Source organism: Martinezella rhizogenes, from assembly GCF_007002745.1.
In the GTDB taxonomy this organism is placed as follows: Bacteria; Pseudomonadota; Alphaproteobacteria; order Rhizobiales; family Rhizobiaceae; genus Agrobacterium; species Agrobacterium cucumeris.
Map to the genome: position 1 here is coordinate 211044 of NZ_SGNY01000004.1, position 13765 is coordinate 224808.

Sequence of the window (13765 nt, forward strand, 5' to 3'; positions counted from 1 at the left end):
CGCATCTTCGTCAATTCACAACAGGAGGATGCGTGGAGGCCAGCAGACGGGGAGGCTAGTCTTCTATTTTACGCGCTTCGGAAATCAGCATGATCGGCACGCCGTCGCGGATCGGGTAAGCGAGCCTTGCGCTTTCGGAGATGAGCTCGTTGTGGGTCCGGTCATAAGAGAGACGCCCCTTGGTCAAAGGGCAGACCAGCAGCTCCAGGAGCTTCGGATCGACATTGCTCATTCTGTCGTCCATGGGGCGATCCTATTGCAGCACGGTGCCGCCCTCGCCCGACCCCTGGGCAAGAACGATCTCGGTGATGGCAATCAATGTTTCGGCCCGTGTCTTCAGGTCGGGGGCTTCAAGCAGCGCCTGTTTTTCGGCCGGACCGAAGGGAGACATCATGGAAAGGGAATTGACGAGGACACGATTGCCCGCCCTTTCCACGCTTTCCCAATCAGCCTCCAGCTGGTTTGCGTCCAGAAACGCGCGAAATACCCGGAGCAGATTTTCGCGATCCACCGCTTCCTCGTCATATTCGCCGGAAAGATCGGCAATGAAAGGCGCGTGACGGAAGCTGCGATAGGGCTTGCCTGCCTCCACCTCTTCCAGCAAGCGGAAACGGCAGACACCGGTGAGAGAGATGACGTAACGGCCATCCCCGGTTTCCGAAAAGGAGGTAATGCGGCCGAGACATCCGACCGCGCTCAAAGGCCCGCCTTCAATCCCCGCCTCAATGACGTTCAGGGCCGGCTGCACCATGCCGATGACACGGTGGCCAGCCAGTGCCATGTCGATCATGGCGAGATATCTCGGCTCGAAAATATTGAGTGGAAGATGGCCTTCCGGTAGCAGCAGGGCACCCGGCAAGGGAAATACCGGCACGGTTTCCGGCAGATCGTCATTCTTCACATATCTCGCATTTCCGACATGCATGGGATCAAGCCCCCTGTTCACTGCTGCCCTGCCTGCAGATCAACCGCCGCGGCCGGGATATGCCCGCATTACGAAAACAATATTGCCGAAAGCTTCCGGCGGCCGGCAACGGTTGCCGGGTCCTTGAAGCCCCAGGCCTCGAAAAACTCCAGAAGCTGGCGGCGCGCGCCGTCATCATCAAAGGTCCGGTCCTTGCGCATGACATAGAGCAGATGGTCTGCCGCTTCATCGCGCCGCCCTTGAGCGTTCAGCACCTTGGCGAGCTTCACCCGCGCCTCGTGATGATCGGGATTGAGCGCCAGATCGCTTTCCAGCGCCACCGGATCTCCGATCTTTCGGGCTTCCTCATATTGCGCGATCTTTTTCAGAACGAGCTGAATGCCCGCATCTTCGTTAAGCTCCGCAGGCAGGGAGGAGAGCAGTTCGCTTGCCCGCTCATACTGACCGGCAGCAATCATGCATTCGGCAATACCGGCAATCGCCGCGGGGTTTTCCGGATCGGCCTGCATGACGGCGCCGAACAGCTGTGCAGCGCCGTTAAAATCGCCATCCGTCAGAAGCTGTTTCGCCTCGGTCAGAGCCGCCTCGATTTCGGCTTTGGGATCACCCGCATCCGGGCCGGCAATCTTGTCGATGAACTGCTTGATCTGGCTTTCCGGCACCGCGCCCATGAAGCCATCCACCGGCCGGCCATCGGCAAAAGCGACGATGGCGGGGATGGACTGGATGCCGAGCTGGCCCGGAATGGACGGGTGATCGTCAATGTTCAGCTTCACAAGCTTCACACGGCCGTTCGCCTCGTTGATGACCTTTTCGAGCACGGGCGTCAGCTGCTTGCACGGGCCGCACCAGGGCGCCCAGAAATCCACCAGAACCGGCTGGCGGCGCGATTCCTCAAGAACATCCTTGGAGAAAGCAGCCGTCGTTGTGTCCTTGATGTGACCGGAGGCAGCACCATTCAGCTCGCCGTTATGATGCGCGCTTGCAGACATCTGCCCGCCATAGGAACCGCCGTAAGGATTATTGGTGTCGCTCATGCCGGTCTCCCGCAATTTCTGTCGTATGTCTCAGTTGAAGCAAAGATCGTATCTCACTCGCTGACTTTCAAGACAAGCGGCGCATGTCCGGTCGCCTCAAGAAAGCGGATAAGATCCTTCGACGCGATCGTCGTCGTCTGGTCGTTGGAAAGCGGATGGCCATTGACCAGTTCGTTTTCCAGAAGATCACTGTCGAGCACGAAGGTGACCTGCCTGCCAGTGTCGTTGATCGCCCCGAACACCGTTACCGATCCCGGCACGACGCCCAGATATTCAAGCATTTTTTCCGGCCTGCCAAAGGACACGCGGCTTGCAGCACCTATCGTCTTGTGAACGCTTTTGAGATCGACGACGGCATTTTCTTCGACAGTCAGAACAAAATATTGATCCTTCTTGTCCTTCACGAAAAGGTTTTTCGTATGGCCGCCGGGAATGAGATCGCGCAGCGACTGCGATTCGGCAACGGTAAACACCGGTTCGTGCTGTTTCGTGGCATGAGAAATGCCGAGCCCATCCAGAAACTGGAAGAGCTCCGTTGCCGTCCTGGGAGAATTCTCCGCCATATTCCGCCGCCCGCCTCTGCCGATTCCAATATCATTGCATTCCTGATTAAGGGGGCAACCGGCGCTTGGCAACGCCGGAAAAAACGCAGAGATGAAAAACCGCCAATCATTTCCGTCGCTTGTCGCATTTTTCAAAGAAATTTTCGCGTTTTTGTCATTTCCCTGTTGCATTCCAAAAACGATTGAGCGATATAGCGCCCGTCGCCGCAACGTGGTGACCCACGGTTCAGCGACTACCCCGGACCGGTGGATTTGAGCGGGTGTAGCTCAGGGGTAGAGCACAACCTTGCCAAGGTTGGGGTCGAGGGTTCAAATCCCTTCGCCCGCTCCAAATTTTCCAAGAGACGTAATCTTTCAGCGGAATACCGAATTTCAGACCAGCCGTATTGTGCTGGGTTATGCGGCTCGGCGCTCAAGAGTTCGTCATCGTCTCTTTTCAGAACCGCAATGAAATTATCGGACGAATGGAACTTCCGTCAGAAATGGTCGTTTCAGATGCGAGGCTCCTAACCTCGGTTCCCCTCTGAATTGCCCGCCATGAGCGGGCATTTTTTTGGCATCTGCCGCCAAAAAATAAATCTTCCCGTCCGGAACATCGCCCGTATAGAGGGCGTTTCCCTGTGTTGATCAACACCGGGGGGAAACACCCATGTCCGCAATTTCGAAAACTCTTTTGATTGCAGCACTCGCTGCCGTAACGATGCCGGCCGCCGCCTTCGCGGCAGACATGGTCGTTTATGGTCAGGATCAGCCTTCACGGCATAGAGACCATTATCAGTCACACCGGGCTGAGAACACCTATTCGAATCGCACCGAAATGCGCTGCTCCGAGAACATCGTCTCCTATCAGGCGCCTTACCAGCGGCACACGGAACTGGTCACACTGTGCCATCCGCCACTAAATTGGCGAACGGAGCCGTCCACGGCAACAATATGGTCGCCATGATCTTGCCATAATTCATTTGATGTGCTTTTGTGCAGCCGCCCTTGTGGGAGGGGGTAGAGGTCGAGACCCGCTGGCTGCATTTTGGCAGCAGGCGGGTTTCCCTTTTTTTGGCGACCGCTATGGGCCAATACGCTGCTGTAGACACTTTCCGGCCTTGGCCAGACGGCAAAAAACAGGCGCACAAGGCGCTTATTTAATTTTGTACTTTGGATGAAAGTGGTAGCGGGAGAGGGACTTGAACCCCCGACACGCGGATTATGATTCCGCTGCTCTAACCACCTGAGCTACCCCGCCACAGGGGAAACGTGACAGTCATGTGACTGGCCGCTCCATCAGGATGAGCGGCTTATAAGGTGCCGCTCCCCAAAGTGTCAAGCGCAAGATGCGCAAAAAATTCGCTTTCCACCTCGCGGCAAAAAGCGAACTGTTTCAGGCCGCAACCGGCTTTTCCAGAAGTGCCTTCAGCGAAGCCTCGGCTTCCACCGAGCGTTCCGAACGTTCGATGAAACCACCACCGTAAACGCGGGCATCCGCGCCCGGCGCTGAATAGAGCACGCAGGCCTGGCCCGGGGCGACACCGGCTTCGCCGGTCATCAGATCCACATAGATGCCGTTTTCGTCGGCATGCAGCACCGCTTCGGTTGGTGGGCGCGTGGAGCGCACTTTGGCGAAACAGGCAAAACCCTGCCCGGCGTCGACAGCCAGTTCGCCGTCACCCAGCCAGTTCATGTCACGCAGATAGACGCGGCGGGTTTCCAGCGCCTCACGCGGGCCGACAATGACACGGCGGCCACGCGCATCGAGATGCACGACGTAGAGAGGCTCCCCGGTGGCAACACCGATGCCACGACGCTGACCGATCGTATAATGCACGATGCCATCATGGCGGCCGAGCACACGGCCATCCAGATGCACGATATCGCCGGCCAGAGCCGCATTCGGCTTCAGCTTGTTGATGATATCGGTATATTTGCCCTGCGGCACGAAACAGATGTCCTGGCTGTCGGCCTTCTTGGCAACGACGAGCCCCATATCTTCCGCCAGCGCCCGCGTTTCGGCCTTGGAGAGACCACCCAGCGGAAAGCGCAGATAGTCGATCTGCTCCTGCGTGGTGGCGAACAGGAACCAGCTCTGGTCGCGATCGCTATCGATCGGGCGATAAAGCGCGCGGCGGCCCGGCTGGCCAGACACGGGATTGGGGCGTGAGCGGATATAATGGCCGGTTGCCAGCGCATCGGCGCCCAGTTCCTGCGCGGTGGCGAGCAGATCGGCAAATTTTACTGTCTGGTTGCAGGCGACACAGGGGATCGGCGTTTCACCCATCGCATAGGCTTCGGCAAAAGGATTGATGACGGTTTCACGGAACCGCGCTTCGTAATCCAGCACATAATGCGGAATACCGAGCGTTTCGCAGACCCTGCGCGCATCATCAATATCCTGCCCCGCGCAACAGGAACCGGCGCGGTGCACGGCAGCACCATGGTCATAGAGCTGGAGCGTAATGCCAAGGACATCATAGCCCTCGCGCTTGAGGATACCGGCCACAACCGAAGAATCGACGCCACCGGACATGGCGACAACGATCCGGGTATCTTCCGGCCTCTTGTCAAAATCGAGCGTATTCACGTTTTTTCCCATCGTCAGTCATAACGGGGGTAAAGGCCCCGCCGCCTGTCGGTCATCCGCCGCGTGGGCATCAGCCGGAAAAACCGGACTGTCCTGCCCCGCCATCCTGCGGATTTAAGGGCTGCATATAGAAAGGAATGGCCGCGCACGCAAGTACGGGGCGGAAAACCGCCCCGTAAAGCCCTAAGACACCGGAAATAGTGGTGGTGTTAAGCGCCAGCCGTTTTCTGGCCGCTGCTGCCGATCCACTTGTCGCGCTCCCGCCACAGGGCCGGCAACGCCAGCAGTCCGATGGCCGTGAAGGCAATCAGCGTCTTGCTGACCTGCGACAGTTCCGCCGTGCGGCCATCAAGATAATAGACGCCGTAGACGATCGCCACGTGCCAGACATAGACCTGCAGCGAATGGCGGCCGAGCAATTGCAGGAACTTCAACGACAGCACCCAGATCACGCCTTCGGCAATGGAACGCACGAGCGGGTTGTGATGCTTCGGACCGGCAATCACCAGCCAGGTCAGGCCGACGCCGACGGCGAGGAAGTTGATGAGATAGACGGGGCCGAAATCGGCGCGGATTTCCATGGTGGAGAACTTGCCCATCATGAATTCAGGCATCAGACCCCAAGCCGTGGCAATGCGCAGCGGCAGGAAGAACAGGCAGATAAGCAGCGCGGCCTTAGGCAACCACGTATGTTGCGGCGAGAAGATCGCCTTCCACGGGATACGGTTCTGCGCCGTCATCGCGCCCATCACCAGTGCCGAATAGAATACCAGCTGCCAGCCCAGCAGGTTAAAGCTGACGCGGATGCCCTGCTCGTCCGCACCCTTGACGAGTTCGTTGAGCGGCGTCGTGACGATCTGCTGCAGGCCAAGCTGGCCAGCCATCCAGACCAGCAGGGAGCCCGCCATGACATAAGCCCACTTGCCATCAAGGCAGAGCTTCACGAGGATCGGCGCAAACAGCATGTAGACGATGTACTGCGGCAAAATATCCATGAAGGTCGGCTGGAAGAGGAATGTCGCAATTGCAGCGAGACGCAGCGGATCGTCGAAGGTCGTCATGCCGAGCCAGTTGTACCAAATGTAAGGCGCATGCGGGATGACCATGCGGAAGAACAGTACGGCAATGACAAGGCCCATCGCGTAGCGATAAAGCTCCATTGCCCGGTTCCAGATCATCTGCTTGCCGGCGTCATAACCATATTTCATCATCTTGCGGGCATAGACCATGCCGATCAGGAGACCGGACAGGAACACGAAGCCCTGCGCGTCCTCGACAAAGGCAAACTGCCGGTGATTGATTTCCACCAGCCAGAAGCCGCCGGCAAACACCAGATGGTTGATCAGCATGAAAACGAGGAAGTAACCACGCATCCCGTCGATCAGGTCAAAGCGTTTCATCTCGATAGCTCTCCGTTCTCTCACAGGGCCTGCGTTGCCCGGCCACCCAGCCCGGCGTGCGGGAGGCGGGCCGGGGATTGGATTGTCAACGCTGTTTTGCGGCTGAGGTTCCCTTTCCAAAGCGGTTTAGAACCGGCGCGAAAAGTCACATTGACGTGTATGCCCCGTGGTAGGACGCGCGGACTGAATGCCGGATGAATGAAAAAAGGCGATTCCGTGGAAGCACCGAGCCATGCGCAGACACGATGCCTTGGCAGTGAGCACGCAAACCCTTGCATGGCAGGGCGAGAGGCCAAGTCCGGATTTGTGGGTGCGGCAGATATCACCCGTTAGATTTATCAGCCTTTTTTTTGTGCCCCTGCCCTGCCCCCATCTGCGCCCGGGGCACAACCCGAATCAACGCCGAAATCGGCGATATCGCTGATCCTGACAAACGAAAGCCCGGAGGTTGGTAACCTCCGGGCTGTTCAGTCTAGAAATGAAACTCGCTCTCGCCTCAGGCGGCGGCCTGAATGGCGGCGACCTGCCAGTTGTCGTTGCCGCCACGGCGCACGAAGGTCCACATTTCCACCGCTTCGAAAGGCTTGTGCTCGTCACCCTCGATAACCTTGCCCGAGGTGCGATCGCGCATGATGTCGATGGCGGAGTAGCGCATGGCCACCGTCGCATAGTCCTGGCCCTCTTCGTGCCAGGCTTCGGCAACATCGCCCTGCAGCAGCGTCACGTCGCGGACGTCGTTTTTCACACCGCTCGTGGCATTGTCGCTCAGTTCCTCGGCGAGATAGGACATGGCTTCCGGGGTCGTCAGCTTGCGCAACGTGCCGTAATCCTCTGCAGCATAGGCGGACTGGACGTCTTCGAGCATTTTCTGGAAGGTTTCGAGGTCGCCCTGGGTGATGCCGATCTCGTCACCTTCGGAAACGGCGTTCTCATGCGCCACCGGCTTGGCCGCTGCCGCAGTGACTGCCGCCGCACCGCCCGTAGCACCGGCGAGAGCGCCGATCTTCGGGATCTTGAACGAGGATGCGGAAGGACCTGCCTGCGAGCCACCATTAAAGGACGAACCGGAATGATCCGTGCGCTGCGAGCCGCCGGCTGCACCATAAGCGGGCTGGCCCTGACGGCGCGACGCGAAGAAACGCATGGCGAGCATCACCAGACCACCGATAAGCAGTACCTGCATCAGCATGCCGAAGAAACCGGCCATACCGCCAAAACCACCGCCCATCAGCATGCCGAACAGGCCGCCCATCAACAGGCCACCCATAAGACCACCCATCATGCCGCCAAACAGGCCACGGCTCTGCTGCGGGGCCGCCTGCGCACCGGGGCGCGCCGGCTGGGCAGCATTGGGCGCCGCCTGGTTGGTATTGGGGGTCATGCTGCGATTAATCGGCGCGGTCTGGCCCGGCGCAGTGGTGGTCGCAGGTGGTGCGGAGTATGTCCGCGTACCACGGCTGCCGAAACCACCGCCGGCACGGCGTGCCTCGGCCATATCAACCGCCACGAAAGACACCGCGATACCAAGTGCGGCGACTGCGAACAAACCCTTGAAGCGCCGAAAGGCAGCAAACATCACTATCTCCTGTTGGCCGCCCTCCCATGAGCAGCATCTCAGCAGGCGATATAGCAACTCATGATCATCATTTTTAGACCACTCGGCTTAAATTTTTCGTGATATGCAACCGCCACGCGAGACAGACGCGTATTGCCATAAAATCCATGACCGAAAACACGAAAAACCCGGCACAGGGTTTCCCCTGAACCGGGCCTTATTGTCCCCTTGGGAGGAACGATAAGATCAGTCGACGTTGAACGTCAGCGGCTTGACCTGGCGGATCGCCGGGTTGGCGCGCAGCTTGTCCAGCACCGTTTCGGAAACCGGACCATCGACATAAAGCAGCGCGATGGCGTCACCGGCTTCCTTTTCACGGCCGAGCTGGAAGTTGGCGATGTTGACGCCAGCCTCGCCGAGCGTGGTGCCCATGAAGCCGATCATGCCGGGAACGTCGGTGTTGGTGATGTAGATCATGTGCGATCCGACATCGGCATCCATGTTGATGTTCTTGATCTGGATGAAGCGCGGCTTGCCATCCGAAAACACCGTGCCGGCAACCGAGCGGATCTGGTTTTCCGTCTTGACCGTCAGCTTGATATAGCCGTCGTAAACGCCGGTCTTGTCGCGCTTGACTTCGGAAAGGATGATGCCCTTTTCCTTGATCATGACAGGAGCCGAAACCATGTTCACGTCAGCCACCTGGCTGCGGATCAGGCCGGCCAGCAATGCACTGGTCAATGCCTTGGTGTTCATGTTGGCGGTTGCGCCATCATAGAGGATTTCGATTTCCTTGGTGGCGCTTTCCTGCACCTGACCGACGAAGGAGCCGAGAACATCCGCCAGACGGATGAAGGGCTTCAGGCGCGGCGCCTCATCAGCCGTGATCGACGGCATGTTGATGGCGTTGGAAACGGCACCCTTGACGAGATAATCCGACATCTGCTCGGCAACCTGCAGGGCGACATTTTCCTGTGCTTCCGTGGTCGAAGCGCCGAGATGCGGCGTGCAGACTACGTTTGGCAGGCCGAAAAGCGGGCTTTCAGTGGCTGGTTCGACTTCGAACACGTCGAAACCGGCACCGGCGACATGGCCGGACTTGATGGCTTCGGCAAGCGCTGCCTCATCAACCAGACCGCCACGGGCGCAGTTGACGATACGAACGCCCTTCTTGGTCTTGGCAAGGTTTTCCGCACCGAGAATGCCGCGTGTCTTGTCGGTCATCGGCACATGCAGGGTGATGAAGTCGGCCTGCGCCAGCAGCTCGTCCAGCTCGACCTTGGTGACGCCCATTTCCTGCGCGCGCTCCGGCGAGAGGAAGGGGTCATAGGCCAGAACATGCATCTTCAAGCCCAGGGCCCGCGAGCAGACGATGCCGCCGATATTGCCGGCACCGATGACGCCGAGCGTCTTGCCGGTGATTTCGACACCCATGAATTTCGATTTTTCCCACTTGCCGGCCTGCGTGGAGCTATCGGCTGCCGGAAGCTGGCGCGCGACGGCAAACATCAGCGCAATCGCATGTTCGGCAGTGGTGATGGAGTTGCCGAATGGCGTGTTCATGACGATGATACCGCGGCGCGAGGCTGCCGGAATATCGACATTGTCGACGCCGATGCCGGCGCGGCCGATGACCTTGAGGTTGGTCGCAGCCTCGATCAGCTTTTCTGTCGCCTTGGTGGCGGAGCGGATGGCCAGACCATCGTAATTGCCGATGATTTCGGCAAGCTTGTCCTTGTCCTTGCCGAGCTTCGGCTGGAAATCGACTTCGACGCCACGATCACGGAAAATCTGGACGGCGGTTTCCGACAGTTCGTCGGATACGAGTACGCGAGGTGCCATGGTTTACGGGCTCCTTGGAGGAAACGATTGAGATGTGCGAATGGAGAATGCGCGGCCCTGCATCAGCGCAGGGCCGGTATCAAAATCAGGCGGCAGCCTTGGAAAGTGCTGCCTTCTGCGTCTGGTAGGCCCAGGCGAGCCAGGGCATGACGGCTTCCATATCGGCCGTCTCGATGGTGGCGCCGGCCCAGATGCGCAGACCGGACGGTGCGTCACGGTAAGCGCCGATATCGAGCGCGACATTTTCCTTCTCGAGCAGGGCAACGATGCCCTTGGCGAAATCCGCCTGCGCGGCCGCATCCAGCGCCTGAACTTCTGGGTCAACGATCTTCAGGCAGACGGAGGTGTTGGAGCGGGTTTCCGGCTTGACGGCCAGGTTGGCGATCCAGTCATTCTTCTCGATGAAGTCGTAAATGACCTTGGCATTGGCATCGGCACGGCCGATCAGCGCCTTCAGGCCACCGAGGTTCTTCGCCCACAGCAACGCATCAATATAGTCTTCAACGCAGAGCATGGACGGCGTGTTGATGGTTTCGCCGGTGAAGATGCCTTCGATCAGCTTGCCGCCGGAGACCATGCGGAAGATTTTCGGCAGAGGCCATGCCGGCGAATAGCTCAGTAGGCGCTCGACAGCGCGGGGCGAAAGGATGATGACGCCATGGCCACCCTCACCGCCCAGAACCTTCTGCCAGGAGAAGGTGACGACGTCGAGTTTCGTAAAGTCCATGTCCTGTGCGAAGGCCGCCGAGGTGGCGTCGCAGATCGTCAGGCCCTTGCGGTCAGCAGGAATGAAATCGGCATTGGCAACGCGGACGCCCGATGTCGTGCCGTTCCAGGTGAAGACGACATCACGGTCGAAATCGACTTCGGCAAGGTTCGGCAGCAGGCCGTAATCGGCCTCGAATTTGCGGACGTCCTTCAGCTTCAGCTGCTTGACGACGTCGGTGACCCAGCCGGCGCCGAAGCTTTCCCAGGCGAGCATATCGACGCCACGTTCACCGAGCAGCGACCAGAGTGCCATTTCAACAGCGCCGGTGTCGGATGCGGGAACGATGCCGATGCGATAGTCGGCGGGAACGTTTAGAATTTCACGGGTGAGATCGATGGCCTGCTTCAGCTTGGCTTTGCCAACCTTGGCGCGATGCGAGCGACCGAGCGGTGCATCGGAGAGAGCATCTAGCGACCAACCGGGACGCTTCGAGCAGGGACCAGAAGAGAAATGCCTATTGCCCGGACGGAGGTCCGGCTTCACTATATCTGTCATTTGACTACCCTTTCAGATAGGCGCCTCTCGTTAGGGAGAGGTGTCCTGCCGTCGTTGCTATTCCTGTCATCGACCTCAGTCAAGCGGAATATGTCGCTACGCATGGAAATTTTAGTCCATATGCGTCACGCACCGCGCAAGATGCCGCCAAAACAAAACCGCCCGCACCCGAAGGATGCGGACGGTTTGAAACTAGCAGTCTGGCGTGACGTTTATTTATAAACGGCAGGCTGCAGCGGAATATCAGCAGGCGGCATGTATTGTGCCGTATCGCAACCGTTGAAGACATAACGGCCGCCAACACGCACTTCATGCGAATAGAGACCCTTGTCACGGCCCGGACCGCCGCCGTTCTCATAACCGAACATGTCGCCCTTGTTGATGTGGCGGAAACGGTAACCGATATCGGCCTTCAGGTTACAGGTGACGTCGATCGACGCACCTGCCATCAGGGCGTAAGCGAAGCGCCACTTGCCCTTGCCGCCGTGCTCGGTGGTTGGGTCGCAGCCGAGGCCATTAACGCTGCACGATGTGTTGCGCAGCTTATCCCACTTGACGTAAGAGCCACCGATACCACCACCGACATAAGGTGTGACACGGCCATAAGTGCCGAGATCGACATAGGCGTTGGCCATCAGCGTATAGGCTCTCAGCGAGCTCAGATCAGCCGAAACACAGCGACCGGGAACGGAGCCGCAGAAACCGCTTGTGGAGCCGCGGAAATCCGATTTTCCCATATAGTCGAAGGTTACGTCGCTGCGGAAATAGTTGTTGAACTGGTAACCGACACCGGCGCCAACGACATAGCTGTCCTTGATATCAGCCGTATCAAAATCCTGCAGATAACCGCCAGGACCGCCCTGATAATAATGGGCACCGCGCAGTTTGTTGAAAGAATAGCCGACGTCGCCGCGCAGATACCAGCCGCTAGACTGCGTGATCTGAACTTCCGGCGCTTCGACATAGGCGGGTGCTGGTTCGGCTTGATAAAGGTCGGCGCCGACGGCGCTTGTGCCGGTCAGCAGAACGGCCAGAAATCCGGCCAGGGCGTTTTTCATGACTTCCACTCCAGAAGAGGCACGTGCGTTGCGGCAGCTGCCAGTGAACTGTTCAGTTCTGGAGAGTGGCGTAAAATGGTTAAGTCCCGATTAACCACGATCATTCACTATATTTATTAGCAAATACTCAAAGAAAAAGCCGGCTGGGAGGCCGGCTTTTGTCTTTCGTTACTGTCGCGATAACTCACGCGGCCGAGCGGGCGCTGGAGATGACGCCGACCAGATCGTTGACGATCTTTTCCACTTTCGCACTGTCGTCACCCTCCGCCATGACGCGGATCAGCGGCTCGGTGCCGGAAGGACGGATGACGAGGCGGCCATTATTGGCCAGCGCGCTTTCCGCATCGGCGATCGCCTGCAGCACGACCGGATTTTCCAGCGGCTTGCCACCGGAAATGCGCACATTTTTCAAAAGCTGCGGCACCGGCTCGAACTTGCGGCATACTTCGCTGACCGTGCGGCCGGAGCGCTTGACCTTGGCGAGAACCTGCAATGCCGCGACAAGACCATCACCGGTCGTGCCGTAATCCGACAATACGATATGGCCGGACTGCTCACCACCAACGTTGAAATTGTGGTTGCGCATATGCTCGACCACATAACGGTCGCCGACCTTGGTGCGGGCAAGTGTGAGGCCCTTGTCGCCAAGGAACCGTTCCAGGCCAAGGTTGGACATGACGGTCGCGACGATGCCGCCGCCGCGCAGCGTGTTATCGTCGGCCCAGCTATCGGCGATGACGGCCATCAGCTGGTCGCCGTCAACGATCTCACCGCGTTCATCGACGATGATGACACGGTCCGCATCGCCATCGAGTGCGATGCCGATATCGGCCCGCACCTCATGCACCTTCTTCTGCAGGGCTTCCGGATGGGTGGAGCCGCATTCGAGGTTGATATTGATGCCATTCGGTTCGTTGCCGATGGTGACCACTTCAGCGCCGAGTTCCCAGAGGGCGGCGGGAGCCACCTTGTAGGCTGCGCCATTGGCGCAGTCGATGGCGATCCGCAGGCCGCTCAGCGTCACATCGCGCGGCAAAGTCCGTTTGACGAATTCGATATAGCGGTAAATATCGCCATCCACGCGCTTGGCGCGGCCGATTTCGCTCGGCTTCGCCAGCTGTGCGTAGATATCCTTGTCGAGAAGATCTTCGATCTCCAGCTCCAGCTCGTCGGAAAGCTTGTATCCGTCAGGTCCGAAAAGCTTGATGCCATTATCGGAGAAGGGATTGTGCGATGCCGAGATCATTACCCCGATATCAGCGCGCAGCGAGCGGGTCAGCATGGCGACGGCGGGCGTCGGAATGGGGCCGAGCAGGAAAACATCGAGGCCGGCTGCGGTGAAACCGGCAACCAGTGCGTTTTCCAGCATATAACCGGAAAGGCGCGTATCCTTGCCGATGACGACGCGATGGCGATGATGGCCACGGCGGAAGATCGTGCCGACCGCAATGCCCACACGCATCGCCAGATCCGGCGTCATGGGGAAGACGTTCGATTGTCCGCGGATACCATCGGTTCCGAAATAACGGCGTGCCATTTGAACTCCAAA

Annotated in this window: 11 protein-coding genes and 2 tRNA genes; 1 reads left to right on the forward strand and 12 read right to left on the reverse strand. The window is 58.7% G+C overall.

From position 1 onward, the window contains the following. Positions 1–55: 55 nt before the first annotated feature. The 4 genes from EXN68_RS14195 to EXN68_RS14210 form a co-directional block, all read right to left on the reverse strand. Positions 56–244: a Trm112 family protein gene (locus EXN68_RS14195; protein WP_006310303.1), complete on the reverse strand. Its 189-nt coding sequence runs from the start codon at positions 242–244 to the stop codon at positions 56–58. Positions 245–253: 9 nt separating this feature from the next. Further along, positions 254–925, reverse strand: coding sequence for an LON peptidase substrate-binding domain-containing protein (locus EXN68_RS14200; RefSeq protein ID WP_161991344.1), 672 nt, complete (start codon positions 923–925; stop codon positions 254–256). A 68-nt stretch (positions 926–993) separates the two neighbouring features. Next, positions 994–1962 carry a thioredoxin gene (gene trxA, locus EXN68_RS14205; RefSeq protein ID WP_046799884.1) on the reverse strand — a complete coding sequence of 323 codons (969 nt, stop codon included), beginning with the start codon at positions 1960–1962 and terminating at the stop codon, positions 994–996. 53 nt (positions 1963–2015) lie between these two features. Beyond that, positions 2016–2525, reverse strand: a complete 510-nt coding sequence (locus tag EXN68_RS14210) for a prolyl-tRNA synthetase associated domain-containing protein (RefSeq protein ID WP_142841523.1) — start codon at positions 2523–2525, stop codon at positions 2016–2018. Between the two features lie 256 nt (positions 2526–2781). Here EXN68_RS14210 and EXN68_RS14215 point away from each other — a divergent pair. Next, positions 2782–2856, forward strand: a tRNA-Gly gene (locus EXN68_RS14215). 832 nt (positions 2857–3688) lie between these two features. Here the strand turns inward: EXN68_RS14215 and EXN68_RS14220 are convergent. The 8 genes from EXN68_RS14220 to glmM all read right to left on the reverse strand — a co-directional run bounded on the left by EXN68_RS14220 (position 3689) and on the right by glmM (position 13753). Then, a tRNA-Met gene (locus EXN68_RS14220) sits at positions 3689–3765 on the reverse strand. A gap of 135 nt (positions 3766–3900) precedes the next feature. Further along, positions 3901–5097 (reverse strand): tRNA 2-thiouridine(34) synthase MnmA, encoded by a 1197-nt coding sequence (mnmA, locus tag EXN68_RS14225; protein WP_142841524.1) that lies wholly within the window; start codon positions 5095–5097, stop codon positions 3901–3903. Between the two features lie 209 nt (positions 5098–5306). Continuing rightward, on the reverse strand, positions 5307–6497 hold the full coding sequence (locus EXN68_RS14230; RefSeq protein ID WP_142841525.1) for an OpgC family protein: 1191 nt from the start codon (positions 6495–6497) through the stop codon (positions 5307–5309). A 496-nt stretch (positions 6498–6993) separates the two neighbouring features. Next, positions 6994–8073 (reverse strand): Tim44 domain-containing protein, encoded by a 1080-nt coding sequence (locus EXN68_RS14235; RefSeq protein WP_142841526.1) that lies wholly within the window; start codon positions 8071–8073, stop codon positions 6994–6996. A 225-nt stretch (positions 8074–8298) separates the two neighbouring features. Further along, on the reverse strand, positions 8299–9894 hold the full coding sequence (gene serA / locus EXN68_RS14240) for a phosphoglycerate dehydrogenase (protein WP_142841527.1): 1596 nt from the start codon (positions 9892–9894) through the stop codon (positions 8299–8301). An 85-nt stretch (positions 9895–9979) separates the two neighbouring features. Next, complete coding sequence (locus EXN68_RS14245) at positions 9980–11158, reverse strand: phosphoserine transaminase (RefSeq protein ID WP_142841528.1); 1179 nt, start codon at positions 11156–11158, stop codon at positions 9980–9982. Between the two features lie 212 nt (positions 11159–11370). Next, a complete protein-coding gene (locus tag EXN68_RS14250; protein ID WP_142841529.1) occupies positions 11371–12216 on the reverse strand; it encodes an outer membrane protein in 846 nt (281 codons plus the stop codon). A 184-nt stretch (positions 12217–12400) separates the two neighbouring features. Continuing rightward, complete coding sequence (gene glmM / locus EXN68_RS14255; protein WP_046799890.1) at positions 12401–13753, reverse strand: phosphoglucosamine mutase; 1353 nt, start codon at positions 13751–13753, stop codon at positions 12401–12403. Positions 13754–13765: the final 12 nt, after the last annotated feature.

What these genes read in the sequence shown, in the direction of transcription:
- EXN68_RS14245 (WP_142841528.1), bottom strand. Translation starts at nt 11,158, where the DNA reads ATGACAGATATAGTGAAGCCGGACCTCCGTCCGGGCAATAGGCATTTC.
- serA (WP_142841527.1), bottom strand. Translation starts at nt 9,894, where the DNA reads ATGGCACCTCGCGTACTCGTATCCGACGAACTGTCGGAAACCGCCGTC.
- EXN68_RS14210 (WP_142841523.1), bottom strand. Translation starts at nt 2,525, where the DNA reads ATGGCGGAGAATTCTCCCAGGACGGCAACGGAGCTCTTCCAGTTTCTG.
- EXN68_RS14230 (WP_142841525.1), bottom strand. Translation starts at nt 6,497, where the DNA reads ATGAAACGCTTTGACCTGATCGACGGGATGCGTGGTTACTTCCTCGTT.
- EXN68_RS14195 (WP_006310303.1), bottom strand. Translation starts at nt 244, where the DNA reads ATGGACGACAGAATGAGCAATGTCGATCCGAAGCTCCTGGAGCTGCTG.
- EXN68_RS14250 (WP_142841529.1), bottom strand. Translation starts at nt 12,216, where the DNA reads ATGAAAAACGCCCTGGCCGGATTTCTGGCCGTTCTGCTGACCGGCACA.
- EXN68_RS14235 (WP_142841526.1), bottom strand. Translation starts at nt 8,073, where the DNA reads ATGTTTGCTGCCTTTCGGCGCTTCAAGGGTTTGTTCGCAGTCGCCGCA.
- glmM (WP_046799890.1), bottom strand. Translation starts at nt 13,753, where the DNA reads ATGGCACGCCGTTATTTCGGAACCGATGGTATCCGCGGACAATCGAAC.
- trxA (WP_046799884.1), bottom strand. Translation starts at nt 1,962, where the DNA reads ATGAGCGACACCAATAATCCTTACGGCGGTTCCTATGGCGGGCAGATG.
- EXN68_RS14200 (WP_161991344.1), bottom strand. Translation starts at nt 925, where the DNA reads ATGCATGTCGGAAATGCGAGATATGTGAAGAATGACGATCTGCCGGAA.